This window comes from Brevibacillus sp. MER 51 (assembly GCF_023714195.1).
GTDB lineage: Bacteria > Bacillota > Bacilli > Brevibacillales > Brevibacillaceae > Brevibacillus.
The window spans coordinates 351419-371745 of the sequence record NZ_JAMAUS010000006.1; the positions used below are offsets into that span (position 1 = coordinate 351419).

Annotated in this window: 16 protein-coding genes and 1 riboswitch; of the genes, 12 read left to right on the top strand and 4 right to left on the bottom strand. The window is 47.3% G+C overall.

What is annotated here, in order from left to right; translation table 11 throughout:
* The first annotated feature begins 85 nt into the window (after positions 1–85).
* Positions 86–166: riboswitch (cyclic di-GMP riboswitch) on the top strand.
* Between the two features lie 255 nt (positions 167–421).
* Positions 422–973: a DUF5317 domain-containing protein gene (locus M3630_RS15700; protein WP_106785319.1), complete on the top strand. Its 552-nt coding sequence runs from the start codon at positions 422–424 to the stop codon at positions 971–973.
* Complete coding sequence (locus M3630_RS15705) at positions 957–2294, top strand: HD-GYP domain-containing protein (protein ID WP_106785320.1); 1338 nt, start codon at positions 957–959, stop codon at positions 2292–2294. Before M3630_RS15700 ends, M3630_RS15705 begins: the two co-directional genes overlap by 17 nt.
* A 28-nt stretch (positions 2295–2322) precedes the next feature.
* On the opposite strand, the gene M3630_RS15710 is transcribed toward M3630_RS15705, so the two are convergent.
* On the bottom strand, positions 2323–2862 hold the full coding sequence (locus tag M3630_RS15710; protein WP_251252685.1) for a histidine phosphatase family protein: 540 nt from the start codon (positions 2860–2862) through the stop codon (positions 2323–2325).
* A 278-nt stretch (positions 2863–3140) separates the two neighbouring features.
* Between M3630_RS15710 and M3630_RS15715 the strand changes: the two genes are divergently transcribed.
* Both M3630_RS15715 and argH read left to right on the top strand, forming a co-directional pair.
* Entirely contained in the window at positions 3141–4400 is a 1260-nt protein-coding gene (locus tag M3630_RS15715; protein WP_056487125.1) for an argininosuccinate synthase, read from the top strand.
* The gene (gene argH / locus M3630_RS15720) at positions 4397–5842 is read left to right on the top strand and encodes an argininosuccinate lyase (RefSeq protein WP_251252686.1); all 1446 of its coding nucleotides are present in this window, start codon (positions 4397–4399) and stop codon (positions 5840–5842) included. Before M3630_RS15715 ends, argH begins: the two co-directional genes overlap by 4 nt.
* A gap of 60 nt (positions 5843–5902) precedes the next feature.
* Here the strand turns inward: argH and M3630_RS15725 are convergent, their stop codons facing one another.
* Positions 5903–6814 (bottom strand): acetamidase/formamidase family protein, encoded by a 912-nt coding sequence (locus M3630_RS15725; protein WP_251252687.1) that lies wholly within the window; start codon positions 6812–6814, stop codon positions 5903–5905.
* Between the two features lie 139 nt (positions 6815–6953).
* Between M3630_RS15725 and M3630_RS15730 the strand changes: the two genes are divergently transcribed.
* On the top strand, positions 6954–8054 hold the full coding sequence (locus M3630_RS15730) for a GerAB/ArcD/ProY family transporter (protein ID WP_251252688.1): 1101 nt from the start codon (positions 6954–6956) through the stop codon (positions 8052–8054).
* Positions 8055–8110: 56 nt separating this feature from the next.
* Here M3630_RS15730 and M3630_RS15735 read toward each other — a convergent pair whose 3' ends face one another.
* Complete coding sequence (locus M3630_RS15735) at positions 8111–9268, bottom strand: iron-containing alcohol dehydrogenase (RefSeq protein WP_251252689.1); 1158 nt, start codon at positions 9266–9268, stop codon at positions 8111–8113.
* 331 nt (positions 9269–9599) lie between these two features.
* On the opposite strand from M3630_RS15735, the gene ftsE reads away from it, so the two are divergent.
* From ftsE to M3630_RS15765, 6 genes are all read left to right on the top strand, one after another.
* Positions 9600–10286 carry a cell division ATP-binding protein FtsE gene (gene ftsE, locus M3630_RS15740; protein WP_015893511.1) on the top strand — a complete coding sequence of 229 codons (687 nt, stop codon included), beginning with the start codon at positions 9600–9602 and terminating at the stop codon, positions 10284–10286.
* Positions 10276–11172 carry a permease-like cell division protein FtsX gene (gene ftsX, locus M3630_RS15745; protein ID WP_047069723.1) on the top strand — a complete coding sequence of 299 codons (897 nt, stop codon included), beginning with the start codon at positions 10276–10278 and terminating at the stop codon, positions 11170–11172. The genes ftsE and ftsX overlap by 11 nt, the downstream gene beginning before the upstream one ends.
* 27 nt (positions 11173–11199) lie before the next feature.
* Positions 11200–12402 (top strand): murein hydrolase activator EnvC family protein, encoded by a 1203-nt coding sequence (locus tag M3630_RS15750; protein WP_251252690.1) that lies wholly within the window; start codon positions 11200–11202, stop codon positions 12400–12402.
* A gap of 92 nt (positions 12403–12494) precedes the next feature.
* On the top strand, positions 12495–13964 hold the full coding sequence (locus M3630_RS15755; protein ID WP_173612228.1) for a S41 family peptidase: 1470 nt from the start codon (positions 12495–12497) through the stop codon (positions 13962–13964).
* A 15-nt stretch (positions 13965–13979) separates the two neighbouring features.
* Positions 13980–15341 (top strand): PDZ domain-containing protein, encoded by a 1362-nt coding sequence (locus tag M3630_RS15760; RefSeq protein WP_353057237.1) that lies wholly within the window; start codon positions 13980–13982, stop codon positions 15339–15341.
* A gap of 120 nt (positions 15342–15461) precedes the next feature.
* The gene (locus tag M3630_RS15765; protein ID WP_353057238.1) at positions 15462–17171 is read left to right on the top strand and encodes a hypothetical protein; all 1710 of its coding nucleotides are present in this window, start codon (positions 15462–15464) and stop codon (positions 17169–17171) included.
* A gap of 63 nt (positions 17172–17234) precedes the next feature.
* Here M3630_RS15765 and M3630_RS15770 read toward each other — a convergent pair whose 3' ends face one another.
* Positions 17235–18167: a flagellar hook assembly protein FlgD gene (locus M3630_RS15770; protein ID WP_251252692.1), complete on the bottom strand. Its 933-nt coding sequence runs from the start codon at positions 18165–18167 to the stop codon at positions 17235–17237.
* Positions 18168–18347: 180 nt separating this feature from the next.
* On the opposite strand from M3630_RS15770, the gene uvrB reads away from it, so the two are divergent.
* Positions 18348–20324 (top strand): excinuclease ABC subunit UvrB, encoded by a 1977-nt coding sequence (gene uvrB / locus M3630_RS15775; RefSeq protein ID WP_173612232.1) that lies wholly within the window; start codon positions 18348–18350, stop codon positions 20322–20324.
* The last annotated feature ends 3 nt before the right edge of the window (positions 20325–20327 follow it).

Below are 20327 nucleotides of genomic sequence, written 5' to 3' on the forward strand. Positions count from 1 at the left end.
AGTTAAATAGAACTAGCCGGAATTAAATCCAATAGACTATGAATCTATGATTGCCGAATTTTGTCACTTATGTGTAAAATAAAGGTAGGAAAGAAGCGAAGAAGTACGGACTGTATCTGGTCGCTTGGTCCGTATGGAGCCAGTAGCGAATCCAACCTTTTTCGTAATGGAAAAGGAAAGGGGAGCAGGGGCTGTACTTGGTCGCTTGGCCTCTGCATCACGGACAGTAGCGAAGCCAGCTTTCTCCACTATGCCTAAAGGGGGGAAAAGAAAATGAAAAAATGGTTCGCGGCAATTATGATGGTGGTAGCAATCGTAGCAGCTACTTCTGCAAACTTCCATATTGGATAAATAAGCGTATTGGAGAAACAAACACCGCTTGGCTGAGTGGTGTTTTTTCTTCAAGCTTGGAGGAAACAACATGCTATTGGATGTAATTGCCCTATCTTTTCTCGTAGCATTGCTGCGAGGGGGAAGAATCAAAGAATTACCTAAGTTCAACCAAAAGAAACTTCTTATCGTTACCATATTGCTGCAGGCTTGTGCAGCCTTCTTCCCTACGATCGGTGGCATTTTCATATCGATCGCGTATGTGTTTATTTTGGCCTTCCTCGTTTTTAATCGAGAATTTGAAGATATGCGGATTTTTTTAATCGGCTGGTTTCTGAATGCGATTGCAATTTGGTCTAACAATGGAAAAATGCCAATCGATTTAGTTCAAGCAGCAAAGCTTCCTTATGATTTAGAGCCAGTTATAAACGGAACGAATTTCAAGCATAGTGTATTGACGGAAAGTTCAAATTTTCCGTTTTTGACGGATGTCATTTACATGCCATCTTTCATTCCTCGGATTATTAGCATCGGCGATATTTTTATTATGTTAGGTGCCTTTTTACTTGTTCAGCGATTGATGAATAAACCGATTTCATTACTACAACTTCGCGAAGGTAAAAGTTATGCGACAAAAAACTGATTTTGCGGTTTGGATAAAAGGGATTGTTGTCCAGGTTGGATTTGTCATTGCAGCAATCTATATTTTTTACACATCTTCATCGGAATGGGCTGCTCGTGAGCATTGGGGGGTAATATCTACCTACACCCTCCTGACCATTTTTTCCTGTTTTGCTCCCGTGCGTATATCTAATACGATTTTAACAGTGAACAATGCTGTCATCTTTTCGGGTATCTTGTTGTACGGAGTCTGGGTCGGAGTATGGGCTGCTGTTATTGAATCTTTAATCATTGCTTTCCTGGTAAGGTTTAATCCGCTAAAAGCTATTATTAACATTGGGCAATTGTTAATGACTATATGGACAGTAGCGTTTTTGAAGGATTGGATCGAGGGCTTCGGAACTGTTTCTCCCATTATTAGCGATTTGTTTTTGGCTGTTGTGTATTGGTTTGTGAACCTGACTTTATGTGGATTGGGTATCTCCTATTTTCACCAAATGACCTGGGCGCGAACCGTAAAGATGATGGCAAAAGGCTTTACCTCGACTTACTTGTTGCTTTTGATTCTTGCCGGGGTAGGTTCACGATTAGTAGAGTTATATGGTCCGTTAACACTAATTCCTATGATGATTGCGTTTATTACGATCAGCTACGTATTTCATCATTACTATGACAATCTTCAAAGGCTTCAGCAAAAAGTAGAAGAGGTCAAATCATTCAATCACAACTTCTTAACGACGATGGCTGCTTCCATTGACGCACGAGATCGATACACAAGTGGACATTCTCAGCGTGTAGCTTACTGGGGAAGAGAAATTGCGAGAGATATTGGTTTGGCCGAACGAAAAGTGGAGGATGTTTATATCGGGGGAATCCTGCACGACATTGGAAAAATCGGTATCGAAGACGAAATCCTTAATAAAAAAGGAAAGCTCACTCCCGAAGAGTATGACAAGATCAAGCAGCACACGGTCATTGGCTACGAAATCATTTTGCAAGCAGGGATGTTCAATGAATTGCTTCCTGCGATTCGCTCCCATCATGAGCGTATAGATGGCAGGGGATATCCGGATGGTTTAGCCGGGGATGAGATTCCGCTGATGGCGAGAATTTTAGCCATTTCTGATGCTTTCGATGCGATGGTTGCGGACAGGCCTTATCGAAAAGGATTGCCCGTGGAGGAAGCGCTTCAAGAAATCAGACGGGGTTCTGGTACCCAATTTGATCCGATATTGGCGGAGCATTTTATCAGAATCGTTCAGCGACTGCCGTGCGAAGAATTACAGAGCATTATCGGAATAGAGTCCATCCCACAAAAACAGTTACAGGAGGCAATCAGATGAGCTGCCCCTTGTAACTGTTTTTATTCGTTTACGACCATATGCGGACGAGCTCTCTGGATTCTAAATGGCAGGTAAGCTTGAAGACATCTGGATTGCTTAATTTCTCCCAATCGTGAAAGCCAAAGCGGTCATCCATTGATTTCATGAGCAAGGCCAGCAGGCATCCGTGGCTGACTAGCACAATATCTTTATGCTCGTCTGCCAAAATCTCAGTGAGCAACGAATTTGCCCGATTTATAGCAGTAAGACTGGATTCGCCACCTTCGAATTCAAGAGTCAGATCATCGAACGTATCGCGCAGCCGCTCGAACCAATCCTCACGTGGTACTCCGCTAAGAACGCGCTCGACCAAACGGGTATCTTCTTCAATCACGATTCCGCGTTCCTGTGCAAGTGGCTGGATGGTGGCAACCGCCCGATGATACGGACTCGAAATGATTCGATCAACGGGGGAACCTGCGAAGAAGGTGGCAAGCTCCCGAGCTTGTACTTCTCCCTTTTCCGTGAGCAGTGCATCGGGTTCTTGGCCAGCAGCCTGACAATGACGGACCAAATAAATTGTTTTCATAATCCCTCCAAGAGCCTTCTCTTAATGGAATTCCTCCTTTCACTCATTCGCTACCCTGGATAAGTTTCCCTTTTAATCACGCAAACGTTTATGCATAAACAGATGATGAGCATGCATAAAAACAAGATAAGCTTTATACGAGAAGTGCATAATTTCTCTGCATCTCCGTTTTTGTCTGCGAATTCACAAGAAATATACAAGAAAAATGGTTGTATTTTTATTAGTTCGTTTGTATAATTACTCGCATAAGAGAAACTTCGAAACGGGGAGAGAGAATGATGGCAAAAGAAAAAATTGTGTTGGCCTATTCAGGCGGTTTAGATACATCGGTAGCAATTAAATGGTTGCAAGATACGTATAACTACGATGTCATTGCAGTTGCATTGGATGTAGGGGAAGGGAAAGACCTCGATTTCGTACAGAAAAAAGCATTGCAGGTAGGGGCATTGAAATCAATCGTAGTGGATGCCAAAGATGCATTCGCAGAGGAATTCGTATTGCCTGCCCTGAAGGCAAACGCGATGTACGAAGGCAAATATCCATTGGTGTCTGCACTGTCGCGTTACCTGATTTCGCGCGTGCTGGTTGAAATCGCGGAAAAAGAAGGCGCGGTAGCTGTCGCACACGGTTGCACAGGAAAAGGAAACGACCAAGTGCGCTTTGATGTTTCCTTCACAGCGCTGAACCCGGATATCAAAATCGTTGCGCCGGTTCGTGAATGGGGCTGGACGCGTGACGAAGAGATCGAATATGCGAAAAAGAACAATATCCCGATCCCAATCGATCTGGACAATCCATACAGCATTGACCAAAACCTGTGGGGCAGAAGCTGCGAGTGCGGTGTTCTGGAAGATCCTTGGGCTGCTCCTCCAGAAGGTGCATACGATCTGACGAAGTCGATCACGGATGCACCGGACGAAGCAGAAGAAATTGAAATCACTTTCGTACAAGGGAAGCCAACTGCATTGAACGGCGAAGAGCTCCCACTGGCTGAGTTGATTCTCAAGCTGAACAAAATCGCTGGAAATCATGGTGTAGGCCGTATCGACCATGTGGAAAACCGTTTGGTGGGCATCAAATCTCGTGAAGTTTACGAGACACCGGCGGCGACTACTTTGATTTTGGCGCACCGTGAGCTGGAATTCTTGACCCAGCCTCGTGAGGTCGCTCAATTCAAACCGATTGTCGAGCAAAAACTGGCGCAAGTGATTTACGAGGGTCTCTGGTATTCGCCAATTCGTAATGCTGTCCAGGCATTTATTGAAGAAACGCAAAAACACGTAACGGGTGTCGTACGCGTGAAGCTGCACAAAGGACATGCGATTGTTGTAGGCCGTACCTCTGCATCGTCTCTCTACAGCCATGAGCTGGCGACTTACAATGCAGGTGACCAATTCGACCACAAAGCAGCACTCGGTTTCATCAAGCTGTGGGGTCTTCCTACAAAGGTATATGCACAGGTGAACGAAGGTGTACTGCACGAAAATAAAAACACAGCCATTAAGATTTTGGATGAAAAGGATGCGATCAAGCAATGAAACTCTGGGGAGGACGCTTCACGAAGCCGACGAATCAACTCGTAGAAGAGTATACTGCTTCTATTTCTTTCGACCAGAAAATGTGGCGACAGGACATCGTCGGAAGCCTGGCTCATGTTGCCATGTTGGGCAAGTGCGGCATCCTGCCGATGGAGGAAGTAAGACAGATCATCGCTGGCTTGAAAAAAGTAAAAGAGAAAATTGAGCGCGGGCAAGCTGAGTTTCTCGTTGCGCACGAAGATGTGCATATGAATATTGAAAAGATGCTGATTGAAGAGATCGGTCCGGTGGGGGGCAAACTCCACACCGGCCGCAGCCGCAATGATCAGGTTGCGTTGGATATGCACCTGTACCTCAGAGAAAAGCTGATGGAGATTATCCAATTGGCGATGTATTTGCAAGAAGCATTGCTTGAGCAAGCCAGCCAGCATCTCGATACCGTCATGCCCGGGTATACACATTTGCAACGTGCGCAACCGGTATTGTTTGGTTATCACTTGATGGCGTATGTGTCCATGCTGCAACGCGATATCGAACGGATGACCGAGACTTGGAAGCGTGTGAATGTGCTGCCGCTTGGAGCAGGTGCCCTCGCAGGTACGACATTCCCGATCGACCGCAGATTTGTAGCGGAATTGCTGCAATTTGACGGAATCTATCAAAACAGCATGGATGCAGTGAGTGATCGCGATTTCATCGTCGAATTTTTGGCAGACGCTTCTTTGGTCATGACCCATCTTTCCCGTCTGTGCGAAGAACTCGTCATCTGGAGCAGTCAGGAATTCTCCTTTGTAGAGCTAGACGATGCATTTTGCACGGGGTCCAGTATCATGCCGCAAAAGAAAAATCCTGATGTAGCAGAGCTGGTTCGCGGAAAAACAGGACGTGTTTACGGCAATCTGTTTGGATTGTTGACCGTATTGAAAGGATTGCCGCTGGCTTACAACAAGGACATGCAAGAAGATAAAGAAGGCATGTTCGATACGGTAGCTACCATACATGGTGCACTAGCGTTGCTCACGCCGATGATGAAGACGATGCAAGTCAAAGCAGATCGCATGCGTCAAGCAGTTACCAACGATTTTTCCAATGCGACAGACTTGGCAGATTACTTGGTTCGCAAAGACATGCCGTTCCGTCAGGCGCATGAAGTCGTAGGAAGAACTGTCTTGTACTGCATCGAGCAGCAAAAATATCTTCTCGATTTGACCTTGGAAGAATTCCAGAGCTTCTCAGAGGCTATTGGGGCAGATGTGTATGACGCTCTAGCTGTTGAGACCGTCGTCAATGCACGCAACGTGCTGGGTGGGACCGCTCGTAATCAGGTGGAAGTCCAAATAGATTGGTACCGCAAGCAACTGGTAGAAACACATGCTTGGGTGGACAAAAACAGTCAAAAGGTCATGATCGAATCCTTGATCGATGTCGGTTCACCTGCATAAAAACGTACATGAATGAAGAACAAAAACCCCAAAGCTTTGGGGTTTTTTTGCGTTCTATCCTTATCTACCGACTATTTTCGAATCAAAGCCTACTGCGGTTGCGTATGCAAGAGGCAGCTCCATGCGGGCTGTCTTTAAGGGATCGACGACCTGACAGATACGCAAATCTCCCGCAGCGGAGAGCAGGAAGGTGGCTTCGGCCTTTTCTACGCCCAGCTCTTCGTGTAGAAATTGTACCATGTTGATGACCGCTCGATCCGCAGCCTTGTCCAGCTCTTTTTCCGACGCAATCGTGATCAGGTGCTCTTGGTTGACTGCCATCGGTAACGGCCACTGTTTTCCTTTTATCACATCCAGCTTTACGGTTACTTCCCCTGCGATTTCCACACCACATACAGCTACTTCACCGTCAGCCATTGCAGCATGGAGGTCACCCAGGGCAAATAATGCGCCGGGAACATTTACGGGTAAAAGCAATGTAGTACCTTCCCGCATTTGCTTGCAGTCCATGTTGCCGCCGTGATCGCCAGGCGTACCGCATGAAATGGTTTCTTTGGCAGGAGCTGTTCCAATTACGCCAATCATGGGATTGATCGGAACTTGAAGCTTGTCTGACAAGACAGCTTTTCCATCTTGTATCGGTATCATTTTGATCACATTTTCTTGCAGGGCGAATCCCATTACACCCAGTTCTGGCCCAGTAACCATTACGCCTCGATTTTTAATCTCAATTTTCTGAATATGAACAACCAAAATATCGCCTGGTTCTGTTCCTTCTATATAAATAGGGCCGGAAGCAGGGTTGATCCGATTCCAATCAAGCTCTTGAAACACGGTGTCAGCCGATTGGATTTGGTCCTCGAAGCAATCGCAGGTTTCAAACGTTACGGTACTGCCTGCTTCCACCTTCAAGACCGGCCGATTCTCAGGAGACATGGCATAAATCACATCCTGCTTTTTTACTCTATACATGGTTGCAGTCCTCCAGTCCAATTCGGAATTTACATATATTTCTTTATCATAGCATGAAATGCCTATGTGTTTAGCGCCGAATCATGGGGGAAATAATTGTACAAAAGGATCGAAGGCCTAAAGAGAGCAGGGAGCAATCATGCAAGAGAGCTATAAGATCAGTCCCCGTCAACTATTGATGCTCGTCACCCTTGTTACCATTGGGGACTCGGTTCTCGTCCTGCCTGGCATAACGGCTGCACTCGCTAAACAGGATGCGTGGATATCCGTCCTGATCGGGCTTTTGGTGGGACTTCTCAATATTATCTTACTCATAGCTGTGGGGAAGCTGTATCGGAATCAAAGCTTTTTCACCTTCGTTGATCAAACCGTCGGGAGAGTACTGGGAACCATCATTACACTCTCGTTTATTAGCTATACCTTGTTTTCAGCAGGGGCGCATGTCATGGAGATTGGGGACTTTGTTGGTACGCATCTATTAGTTTCGACTCCAAGATTCGCGATACAGCTATTGTTTGTCATTGTGATTATGTTTGGTGTGCGTTTGGGGCTGCAAACAGTCGCAGAATCGGCAGAAATCTATTTTGTCTGGTTCTTTTTCTTTTTTGGGTTACTCATGATTACCCTGCTGCCACAGGCGGAAATGTCGAGAATTCAACCTGTTTTTGAAAATGGGTGGAAGCCTATTTTGCAGGGATCTACTGCGGCATTCGCTTTTCCTTTTTCAGAGCTGGTCATTTTTATGGCAGTTCTTCCGTTTGTCTCGCCCATCCAAAAACGGATGAGAGCTTTTTTTCTGGGGACGTTGCTAGGGGGAATTGTGCTGTTAATCATCATGGTGATGTGCATCCTTGTTTTGGGGGCAGATCAGACTGCGCGGCATTTTTATCCGACCTATGTTCTCATCAAACAGCTGAAGCTCGGGGATTTCATTCAGCGGCTGGAGGCAATTATCGCGGTGATCTGGTTTATCGCGGTGAGCGTCAAAATTACGCTGTACTGCCTGTTTTTTCATTTGGGAATCCGTCATGTCTTTCGAATCGACAACTTCAAGGTTCTAATCCTTCCGTACATCGTTTTGCTCATGGTGATGTCTACGATTTTCTCGCCCAATATTGTCGTCTTTGGGGACATCATTGCGAAGTACTGGCCGTTCTATGATTTTACATATAGCATCGGTGTACCGTTGGTGCTGTTATGCGGAGATCTAATTCGGAAAAAATGGCTGAATCAAAACTGACCATCAAATTAACAAACGCCGTACTCCCATTTCTGGAAGGCGGCGTTTGTTTGTGTTTACAAAGACATGCGAAGAATCTGTGCCACATCATCGCTCGTCAACGTTTTAAACTGACCAATCGGGCCATAAGGAGTAGCTTTTTCGGCCATGAGCTGCAAATGCTCGTCGGTGATACCGTAATCAGCCAAGCGAGTAGGGGCACCGATGCGCTCAAAGAAAGCTTCTGTAGCGGCAATCCCTTCCAAAGCGATCTCATCGTCTGTCTTGCCGGAAGGATCGACATTCCATATCTCTGTCGCGAACCGCACAAAGCGAGCGACGTTTTCACGGTACACATAGCGCATCCATTTCGGGAAGATGATCGCCAGACCGCCACCATGCGGGATGTCGTAAACAGCACTCACAGCATGCTCAATGGAGTGGGTTGCCCAGTCTGTTGTGACACCAACCGGGAGAGTGCCGTTCAATGCCATTGTTCCGCAGTACATAATGTTGGCCCGCGCATCGTAGTCTTCCGGATTGGTGAGGACGCGTTCTGCATTTTCGATAACGGTCTTCATGATCGACTCGGCAAAACGTGTTTGCAATGGAATTTCGGTTGTATGCGTGAAGTACTGCTCGAATACATGGGACAAAATGTCGCTGATTCCGTAGATCGTTTGGTCTTGAGGCACGCTAAACGTATGCTCTGGATCCAAAATCGAAAACGCAGGAAACGTCGTGCCGGCCCCATGCTTTTCTTGTGTCTCCCAATTGGTGACGACACTTCCCCGGTTCATTTCAGAACCAGTAGCAGCAAGTGTCAGTACGGTACCGAGGGGCAAAGCCTCTTGTGCGACCGCTTTACGCGTATAAAAATCCCATACATCTCCCTCGTAAGGCACACCAATCGCGACTGCTTTGGCCGCGTCGATTACACTGCCACCACCTACAGCAAGTATCCAATTGACGCCCTCTTGACGACATAACTCAATTCCTTTGTTCACGGTACTCAGACGTGGATTTGGCTCCACCCCCGGCAAATCATGCACGCGGCAGCCCGCAGACTGCAGGAGAGAAATCACTTTGTCGTAGAGACCAGTTCGCTTTATACTGCCACCACCATATACCAAAAGAACAGTGGGACCTAGCTGTCTTGCTTTTTCCTCGAGCTGGGCCAATTGACCCCGTCCAAAAATCAGCTGTGTCGGGTTATGGTAAACAAAATTTTCCACGTTATAACCAGCTCCTTTTTTATGATGCCCTCTTGTCACACTCATTGTAGCCAACTGTTTTCCATGATGCTAGTTGGGAATGTGCAGTCTTATTTTCTCCCAAATTCGTGACAGTTGTTAACAATCGAAGCTGTTTCGACAAGAAATGAGAGATTTAGTGGATACCATCCGTGAATCGTGGTGGTATAATGGATAAGATGGGAAATCCCGCTGTTTTTCAACAAGGTATAGCAGCGGTTGCTAGAGGGTAGAGGGGTTTTGTCGATTTTTACTTTAAAATTCAGGATCAAGATACATAGACAAGGATCTGACGAAGTAGGATGTGATTGGCTTGATCGAAATGTTCGATGTATGGAAAACATACCCGAATGGAACGAATGCTTTGAAAGGTATCAACATTCGGATTGAGAAAGGTGAATTTGTGTACGTAGTAGGCCCCAGTGGTGCGGGTAAATCTACGTTTATCAAATTGATGTACCGTGAAGAGAAGCCGACGAAAGGACAAATCTTTTTGGGGGGCTTCAATGTCAGCAGAATCAAAGAGCGCCAAATTCCATTAGTCCGCCGCAGTATCGGTGTCGTGTTCCAAGACTTCAAGCTGCTGCCGACGTTAACCGTTTTCGAAAACGTCGCATTTGCGATGGAAGTAATCGAGAGCAATCCGAAACAAATCAAGCCGCGCGTGATGGATGTTTTGGGTCTCGTAAAGCTCAAGCATAAAGCCAAAATGCTGCCAAGCGAGCTGTCCGGTGGTGAGCAGCAACGTGTTGCCTTGGCGCGCGCATTGGTGAATAGTCCGGGAATTATAATCGCGGACGAGCCGACGGGGAACCTGGACCCAGAGACCTCTTGGGAAATCATGAAGCTGTTTGAAGAAATTAATCAACGTGGAACGACAGTCGTTATGGCTACCCACAATAGGGAAATTGTAAACACCATGAGAAAACGGGTGGTTGCGATCGAAGCAGGCCAAATTGCCCGTGATGAGCAGAGAGGGGAATATGGTTATGAAGATTAGGACGCTTGGGCGCCATGTCCGTGAAGGGGTCAAAAACCTCGGGCGGAACGGCTGGATGTCGTTCGCTTCAATTAGTGCCGTGACCATTACCCTCTTTATCTTGGGCGTTTTCCTCATTCTGGCGATGAACGTCAATTACTTTGCGCAGTCCGTGGAAAAGCAAGTAGAAATTCGGGTCTTCATGGACTTGCTGGCGACAAAAGAAAACATCACACAGGTTGAGAACAACATCAAGAAACTTCCGCAAGTAGAGTCTGTTTCATTTGTTCCGAAAGACGAAGGGCTGAAGCAATTTAAAGAGAGCCTTGGTGAAAAAGCGTATTTGTTCGAAGGATTGGAGGAAAGCAACCCTCTTCCGGATGCGTTTACCGTAAAAACGAAGCAACCGCAAGACACTGCTGCTGTTGCCGCTCAAATTAAAAATATCCAGTATGTCAAAAGCCTAACCTATGGGGAAGGCACTGTGGAAAAGCTGTTTTCCTTGACAGGAGCAGTCCGTAATGTCGGGATTGCCTTTATTATTGGACTTGGTTTTACAGCGATGTTCTTGATTGCCAACACGATTAAGCTGACAATTGTGGCACGTCGCAGAGAGATTGAAATCATGAAGCTGGTTGGTGCCACGAACTGGTTTATCCGTTGGCCATTCTTTGTGGAAGGGCTAATGATGGGTGTGGCAGGAGCATTGATTCCGACCATTATGCTAATGGTTGGCTATTACTACCTCCTGGATGCCATTCACTCCAGTTTTGAAGCTTCCCAACTGTTTAAACTGTTGCCGTTATTCCCGCTCGTGTATCAAGTGGCGTTGGCTTTGCTGGCGATTGGTGCATTCATCGGGATTTGGGGAAGCTTGGTGTCCGTACGTCGCTTCTTGCGAGTTTAATAATTTGAAGAGCGTGGGAGGAGTATCATGAGAAAGAGAATCCTGCTAGCACTCGTAATCACTGGGCTTGTAGTCGGTACTGTGCTCCCGACAAATGTGAGCTTGGCAGCGCCTAGTAAGGCCTCTTTGGACAAGATTAATCGAGAGCTAAAAGAGATCCAAAAGAAGAAGAAAAGCCAGCAGCAGCAAATGAAGAAGACAGAAGAACAGATCAATGTCGTGCAAAAAGAGAAAAAGGGCTTGGAAACGCAATTGATGCAAATCGATTTGCGTCGCAACGATACACAGAAAAAGCTGGACAAGCTTGAGCAGCAAATGGATGAAACCAAGGAAAAAGCAGCAAACGCGCAGGATAAACTGGATGAGGCAAAAGATCGCGTAGCGAAAAGGGATGCCTTGCTCAGAACACGTGTGACTTCCATGTATGAACGCGGTACGGTCTCCTATTTGGATGTCCTTCTCGGTTCCTCTGACTTTGGGGACTTTTTGACGCGTATGCAGGCCTTGCAGCTTATTTTAGAGCAGGACACGCGTATTTTAGAGGATAACATTCGCGATAAGGAAACCATCGAGACCAAAAAGAAAGAAATTGATCATCAACTGACTGTGTACGCCGGGATGTTCGATGAGGCTGAGGAGCTCAAAGTCGAATTGGACAAGCAGTACAAGCAAAGTATGGTGGTCAAGGCTGAATTGGAAAAGAAAGAATCTGCTCTTGAAGTGGATTTGGAGCAGTATGGGCAGGAGCTTTTGGCTATCACCAAACAAGAGTCAGCCAAATACGCGGAGCGAGTACGTGCGATGAGCGCATCCAGTACTGGCTACAAGGGTGGAAAGTTTGCCTTGCCAGTCGCAAGTGGACAATTTCGCTTCACTTCGGGCTTCGGAATGCGGTCAGACCCGTTTACAGGCCGCTCGGCTGGGCATAATGGTGTAGATATGGCAGCACGGAAGGGAACGCCAATTTTGGCTGCGGCTGACGGAATCGTTCTCTTTGCAGGATATAACGGCGGCTTCGGGAATACAGTAATGATCAAGCATAACGCGGAATATACCACTCTGTACGGTCATATTCGCGAGGGAGGTATCAAGGTTTCTGTTGGGCAATCCGTATCGAGAGGTCAAAAGATCGCAGAGGTAGGATCAACAGGTCGCTCAACCGGAAATCACGTACACTTTACCGTCTATAAAAACGACGTAGCAGTTAATCCAATGCCGTACTTGAAGTAGACCCTCGTGCGACCAGACAAATATTGTGATCGGAACATGCATACACTAGCAGCATATCTTTTTCCGGTAGCACAAAGGATGGTGACGTAACAGTGAGATGGAAAGGACGTACCGTAATCGCGCTTGTACTCATCTCGATGGTAGCCAGTAGTTTTATTACGATGGCGATCATGAAGACATCGGCTAGCGCAAGTTCGAGTCAAGGTGGTGCTTTAACAGCATCCAGCATGGCGCTGTTTTCTGGGAGCGGAGATTATCCGAAAGAGTTCCAGAAGCTGTACGAGGCGTTTTCAGCAATCAAGAAAGATTACATCCAAAATGTCACCAACGAGCAGTTAGTAGAGGGTGCAATTGGCGGAATGGTCGGGTCGCTTGAAGATCCGTACAGTGATTATATGGACCCTCGTTCTGCTGAGGAGTTCACATCTACCCTACACTCGACTTTCCAAGGGATCGGGACAGAGGTAACGATGCAAAATGGTCGGGTAACGGTTGTTTCGCCATTCAAAAACTCTCCAGCGGAGCGTGCAGGGCTGCGGCCAAACGACCAAATTTTGAGCGTAAATGATGAATCCCTTGAAGGATTGGACCTGCATCAGGCAGTGACGAAGATTCGTGGTCCAAAAGGAACGAAGGCGGTTCTCAAAGTAGTGAGAGCCGGGGTGCCAGAGCCTCTTACCATCGTGTGTGTGCGTGACGATATCCCGATTGAGACGGTAAACAGTCAGATCATCGAGAAGAACGGTGTTAAAGTAGGGATGATCAACATTACCCAATTCTCTACAGACACAGCTAAGCACTTCAAAGAACAGCTGGCTGCTCTCGAGCAGAAGGGGATTGGCGGTCTGGTAATTGACGTTCGAGGCAATCCAGGCGGATATTTGTTAGCTGTGAAAGAAATCGGAGAAATCCTCGTGCCGAAAAAAGGCAAGATCGTGCAGATCGAGTATGGAAATGGCGGACAGCAAAAAGAAGAGTATTTCTCGACTACAGAAGCTGGCAAGCCTTATCCAATCTCGGTACTGATTAATGGCGGAAGCGCCAGTGCATCGGAGATTCTGGCGGGTGCTCTGCGGGATAGCGGAAACTACAAGCTGGTTGGTGAGAAGACCTTTGGTAAAGGAACCGTTCAGAGCACTATGGAAATGAACGACAAGAGCCAATTGAAGCTGACGATTGCCAAGTGGGTCACACCGAGTGGTGAATGGGTCCATAAAAAAGGCATTAAGCCAGACTTTGAAGTCAAGCAACCAGACTATTTCAATGCAACTCTGTTGCCAGCAGATAAAGTATTGCAGCGCGACATGGCTGGTACTGATGTGAAAAACCTGCAGCTCATCCTGAAGGGCTTGAATCTGTCTCCAGGACGAGAAGATGGCTATTTTGATGAAAAGACAGAGGAAGCAATCAAGCAGTTCCAAACCTCCAACAAACTTGAGGTAACTGGCAAAGTAGATGCGAAGACACGCTCTTCGCTGGAAGAAAGTCTCCGTAAAACGATGACGAAGCCAGAGAATGACCTGCAATTGCAAAAAGCTCTGGATGTAGTCACGGGCAAGTAATGAATAATCAAGAAAATGGAAGCAGGTAAATACCTTCTATCCGTAGAAATGATAACCACGGCAAATCAAATGCCGTGGTTTTTCTTTCTTTTAGTTGAGGTGAGGCAATTGGCGATACAGGCAGATATGCTTACCATTGCATATGGCTTTGCCGCATTTTTTATCAATCCTGTCTTCTATCTCTTTCTGGTGTTTATTTATTTGCATTATCGCAGACAGATGAACCTGGAAAGACAGCTTTTTTCTGCACGCATTCAGTCCCCTTTGCTCTCGACGATACGGGCTGTAGGGATGGGCTTGGTGGGAGGCTTGCTGATTTCTCTTCTTAGTGCAGGACTCGGCGTGGTCGTGCAAGCACAGGATTTGTGGATACTATGGGGATTGGCGCTCCTCTTGGCGCTGATTCGTTTACGGTTTCTCTGTTTTGCATATGCTGCAGGGGTATTGGCGATTTTACACGCGATCACACTGATCATTCCACCGGTTACGGATGTTCCTGGATTGAGCTATGTCTGGGAATTGATTCATCAGGCGAAACCTTTGCCGTTGCTTGCGTTAGTTGCGGTTATGCATCTGATTGAAGCGATGCTCGTACGATGGAATGGCGGGCGGGATGCTTCTCCGCTGTTTGTAGAAGGGCAACGTGGTCGGATCGTGGGTGCCTATTTGCTTCATTCTTTTTGGCTGACGCCAGCCGTGCTGTTCGTACAGATGGAGCCAGGTGCTATCAGTGGCGCGTTGTATCCAGGGTGGCCGTTCTTTTCACCGGAAGTCGCTTCTTTCGGATTGATGCTTTTGCCGACAGTGACCGGATTCTCTGATATGACGCAAACGATGACTCCGTATAGAAAAGCAACGCAGGTTGCGAAAAATTTGACGCTGTATGCGATTATTTTGTTGGGGTTGTGTGCTCTGGTAGTATGGTTTTATCCGTTGATCTTGCTGGCTGCGATCTTTGCACTATTCGGTCATGAGGCGCTGTTTTTCTGGAGTCAGTATCAAGAAAGAAAGCGTTCGCCTTATTTCATCCAGTCTTCGCGTGGTGTAAAAGTGATGGGTGTCATTCCGGGTACGAGAGCAGAGGAGATCGGCATCACGCCTGGTGAGATTATCGTGAAAGTAAATGGCATTGCGGTGCGGGAAAAAGAAGATCTGTATCCAGCGCTACAAGCCAATCCTGCCTTTTGCAAAATGGAAGTACTCACGCGTGAAGGCGAGCTGAAGTTCGTACAGTGTGCGGTCTATGCGGGCAATCATCACCAACTGGGGATCATTGTGGTTCCGGATGCAAATACCCGTGCATTTGTTGATTTGAAACGCTCCAGTGTAGTCGAGCTGATCAAGCAAAAGCTGGAGAAACTGAATGTTGGAGCTTAAGGATAGTGGGGAGAAGGTATGCAGACAAACATGCATACCTTCTTTTTTTCGAGAAAAGCTTGTCCATTCGGAAACTTACTGGTGGCTGTTGCGTCTCAATGTAGGAGGAAAAAAGAGGGAGTGGGGTCGGTGTTCAAGGTAAAAAGAACGGTCTCGTGGTTTTTGTCGGGTACATTAGCTGCTGCCACGGTTTTTGCCGCACCCTTATCAGGAGCTGGCGCAACGACTTCTGTGACCGTAGCACAGGCACAATCAGTTGTGGCTGTGCCGATGCATGTGACCAAAGGTGTCCAAAAGCTAGTCAAGCTTTTACCGGAGTTGTCTTCGCGCTATGTCGTTTACGGTGGAGATGTGGATGGACCTGGTGTGAGCGGGGTGCGGGTCACGTTTGCGCTGTCTGCGGCTGAGGCTGAATCGTCCATGGATGATGCGATTTTTGACGGACAAACAGGGGAGCTGCTCAGACTGAATCTTACCCCGAAAGCAGCAACAAAGCCTGCCTACCCGATTGAGCAGCAGGCAAAAGCACGTGCGCTGGCTTTTGTCGCTGGATTGCAGGGAACTGCCACAGGAAATGCTTACCAAGCAAGAGAGGTTTATAAAAATAAGGACCTATTGACGGTTCGGTTGGTGCGAGTCCTGAATAATGTGGTGCTCGATGACGATTATGATTGTCTCGTCAGTTTTGATGCCTCGGGAAGAATCGTTTGGTTTTCTACGTTTGATGGCAGGCTATACGAAAAAGTAAGTCCCTCTTCACTCCCATCTCCGCAGCGCATCATCTCCCCCGAACAAGCTGTTCGAAAGTGGCAAGAAAGCCGTCCATTGGAGCTCGTTTATTTATTGCCCATTCATAATCAAAGCGATCAGGTAGAAGCAAAGCTCGCTTATGTCCTGAAAAATGGAATTATCACGCAACAACATACAGGTAGTGCATTGGATGCCTTTAGTGGCAAACGATTGGTCACAACGAATTCCCGAGCGACAACCAACCGTTCTCAGACCATCAATGTGACAGGAACAGGTGAGAGGTGGGTAGCGCAAACAGAGACGCAAGCGCGTGATTTGTTACGAATGTTGTTTAGAATCGAAACAGAAAAGCTGCCGCTGTCCATCTACGAAGCGAGTTACGGTGATGGTCCAGCCCTCCGTTATTTCATATGGGGAAATTTTGGTGAGGGGGTTCCCGATGCTGACAAGATATCTCGAATGGCTACCTTTCCTGAGGGAAGCAGTAACGGCGAGCAGCATCATCTACTCGTGACAGATGCGAAGACTGGCGAACTGCTTGAATTTTCCACAAAGGTGAACAATCCGCAATGGTCTAATGTGAAAACGGATAAGAAGCGGGATCGGATGGAAGCGGATAAGCTATTGAAAAGACTGGCTCCGTCTGGAAGCAATCAGATCCAAATAACGGAGGATGGAGATGAAAGGTACACCTCGATCATAGCTGATCCCCTTGTAAACGGCATTCCAGTTTATGGGGTCAATCAGAGTGCTGAGAACGGGATGTATACGATTCAGATCGATTCATGGACGGGTACATGGGAGCAGGTGAGCATAAACAAACCGGCCAGTGTCAAATACCCGGCCCGTTCCCAAGCACTTAAAGAACAAGTGGCCATGACCCGATTACTGCAAACCTATCCACTTGAGCTGACCTATATCCACCAGCCAGATTATAAGAAAGGCACGATTACATGGAAGCTCGGCTATGACCTTTCGTTTCGCCAAACTCGCTCGCATTGCTTCTGCGGGGGAGAATCTAAAATAGATGATACGTTTTATGTGGATGCGATAACCGGAAAAGTGATCGTAAACGAATAGGTATTTGTAAAAGAAAAAGCCGCCTTCTCCGATTTCGAAGATGTGCGGCTTTTTATATAGGTTCTAGGCAGTTGCTTCGAATCCTGTGATTTGATTGAGAGCAACTTTCTTATCATCCTGGAGGACGAATTCGACGACTCCGTTTTTCATGCTGACAGCCTTAACCACTCCGGTAAGAGGAGTATTGCTAGTGGTGCCGTCCGGATTCGTTTGAGACTGGTTGTACGTGATGTTGTAGCCGATCATTTGCGCGTAGGCGAGGGAGTTGCCCATTGTTCTGTTTTCAGGTTTCACCGTCATGCCTACGATTTCTTCGGCTTTTACGGTTGATCCATTATCCAGTTGGAATTGTGCGGTACCGTTTTTGGTGGTAAAACCAGTGATGACGCCATTCAAGATTTCATCAACTTTGGAAATGTCGTTTTTGGTATCTGGATTGCCATCCCGGTCGACTTCCTTTGTTACTTTATAGGAAATCTCACGACCGATCATTTCCATGTACTTCACGCTGTTGTCGAGTGTGTTGCCGGCCAGACCTTGCGATTCCAATCCGGAGACGTCTGCCAGCGGAATCGGCGTCGATTCGCCTGCAATACGGAAGTAGATTTTGCCTTGATCCATGTAGACGGCATCAAGTACGCCTTCTTTCTTCTCCGTCTTGGTTTCTCCCGTCATCTCGTCTTTTGTAGTAAGGGAATACGAGGCAGTACGACCTACCAGCTTTTCATACTTTTCCAAAGTGACCATGCTGTTGTTCGATTGCTCCATCAGCGTGGTCATTTTTGTGATTTTTTCTACCATGGTCAGCATACTTGTTTGCTGGATGAACTGAGAGTTGTCCATGGGGGACATAGGGTCTTGATGCTTTAACTGCTCCAGCATGAGCTTCATAAAGGCATTTTGGTCGAGCTCTGTGGAGAATTCTTTTTTGCCTTTATAGCTCATATGCGGTTGTATATAAGGGTTATTTTTGACGGTTGTTCCGGTATCTGACATGTCAATCCTCCCTGAAGGTGGCGAGTGTATCTGCGTATGTTTGTGCTTCCTTCATCTTATATCGGAAAAATTGGTGGAAAGATGAAGACAAACGTTTGTTCGAATTTTGGGCTTAAACTAGCCGGAATTGTGTTATAATGGAAGTAGAAACAGTCATGCTATGAGGAGATGAACGAGGGAATGGAGCGTTTTGAATTGGTATCGGAGTTTCAACCGTCCGGTGACCAGCCGACTGCCATTGCCGAGCTGGTGGCAGGGTTAAAGGCTGGCAAGCGACACCAGACATTGCTGGGTGCGACGGGAACGGGAAAGACTTATACGGCTGCCCAGGTAATTGCTCAGGTGAACAGGCCGACACTCGTGATGGCTCACAACAAAACTCTGGCCGCTCAGCTGTGTGCAGAGTTTAAGGAGTTTTTCCCGAACAACGCGGTGGAATACTTCGTCAGCTACTACGATTACTATCAACCCGAAGCATACATTCCCCAATCGGATACGTTTATTGAAAAAGACTCGAGCATCAACGAGGAGATCGACAAGCTCCGTCACTCGGCTACCAGTGCGCTGTTTGAACGCCGAGACGTGATCATCGTTGCCTCCGTCTCCTGCATTTACGGATTGGGTTCGCCGGAAGAGTATCGCGAACTGCTCTTGTCTTTGCGTGTTGGCATGGAAAAAGGACGGGACGAGATTTTGCATCGGCTGGTCGATATCCAGTACACACGCAACGATATCAACTTTACACGTGGTACGTTCCGCGTGCGGGGTGACGTGGTGGAGATTTTTCCTGCTTCACAGAGTGAGCAGGCGATTCGCGTAGAGTTTTTCGGAGATGAAATTGAGCGGATTACTTCGATTGACGTACTGACCGGGGAGATTTTGGGACAGCGTGATCACATTGCCATTTTCCCTGCCTCTCACTACGTGACGCGCGAGGAGAAAATGAAGCTGGCTATCCAAAGCATCGAGGCCGAACTGGAAGAAAGACTGAAAGAATTCCGTGATGCGGGCAAGCTTCTGGAAGCACAGCGACTGGAGCAACGCACACGGTACGATATTGAGATGATGATGGAGATGGGCTTTTGCTCCGGTATTGAAAACTACTCACGTCATCTGACGGGACTTCCTGCCGGGCATGCTCCGTATACCTTGCTGGATTACTTCCCAGAAGATTTTATCGTCATGATGGATGAGTCGCATATGACCTTGCCGCAGGTTCGGGGGATGTATAACGGTGACCGCGCACGAAAGGATGTACTCGTCGATCACGGATTCCGTCTGCCTTCTGCACGCGATAACCGCCCACTCAAGTTCGAAGAGTTTGAAGGAAAGCTGAAACAAGCGATTTACATTTCAGCTACGCCTGGTCCTTATGAGCTGGAGCACAGCCCGGAAATGGTGCAGCAGGTGATTCGTCCGACAGGCTTGATTGACCCAACGGTTACGGTACGTCCGATCAAAGGACAGATTGACGATTTGATTGGCGAGATTCAAGCTACGATTGCAAAAAATGAGCGAGTTCTCGTCACGACTCTTACGAAGAAAATGTCTGAGGATTTGACGGACTATCTGAAAGAAATCGGAATCAAGGTCCGCTATCTTCACTCGGATATTAAAACGATTGAGCGGATGCAGATTTTACGTTCGTTGCGTTTGGGCGAGTTTGACGTGCTTGTCGGGATCAACCTCTTGCGGGAAGGTCTAGACCTGCCGGAGGTATCGCTTGTGGCGATTTTGGATGCAGACAAGGAAGGGTTCCTGCGCAATGAGCGCTCGCTGATTCAGACGATCGGTCGGGCTGCGCGGAACGCAGAGGGACGCGTTATCATGTACGCGGACAAAATGACAGATTCGATGGCTTCTGCGATTCGAGAGACAGAACGTCGTCGTTCCATTCAGATGGCGTACAATGAAGAGCACGGCATCACGCCGCAAACCGTGAAAAAGTCCGTCCGCGACGTGATCGAGGCGACCAAGGTAGCGGAGGAAAAAGCGGATTATTTGCCACATGCAGACTTCAAAAAAATGCCGAAGAAGGATCGCGTAGCTGTCATAGAGCGTATGGAAGAAGAAATGAAGGAAGCGGCACGCAACCTCATGTTCGAGCGTGCGGCCGAATTGCGTGATTTGATTCTCGAGCTGAAGGCGGAACTCTAAGGA